This is a genomic window from Clostridioides sp. ZZV15-6597, assembly GCF_020657815.1.
Lineage (GTDB): Bacteria > Bacillota > Clostridia > Peptostreptococcales > Peptostreptococcaceae > Clostridioides.
The window spans coordinates 1-332 of the sequence record NZ_JAGWCT010000286.1 but is presented as its reverse complement, the minus strand read 5'-3'; the positions used below and the strand labels follow the sequence as shown (position 1 = coordinate 332).

General features: G+C 50.0%; 2 tRNA genes. Both read right to left on the bottom strand.

What is annotated here, in order from left to right:
* Positions 1-90: 90 nt before the first annotated feature.
* Positions 91-163 (bottom strand) — tRNA-Lys (locus tag KGF52_RS21240).
* A gap of 16 nt (positions 164-179) precedes the next feature.
* Positions 180-255, bottom strand: a tRNA-Gln gene (locus KGF52_RS21235).
* Positions 256-332: the final 77 nt, after the last annotated feature.

Here is a 332-nt window from a genome sequence, read left to right as displayed (position 1 = left end):
GGATTCGAACCCACGGCCCCTTTCGAAGTCACTGGTTTTCAAGACCAGCTCCTTAAACCACTCGGACACCTCTCCATATCTTACTTCCAATGATTCATCCGAGGATCGAACTCGGGACACCCTGATTAAGAGTCAGGTGCTCTGCCAGCTGAGCTAATGAACCCTACTTTAATATTTAATGGCTGGGGATGCAGGACTTGAACCTACGCATACATGAGTCAAAGTCATGTGCCTTACCGACTTGGCTAATCCCCAATATATGTGGTGAGCGCACAGGGATTCGAACCCCGGACACACGCCTTAGAAGGGCGTTGCTCTATCCAGCTGAGCTA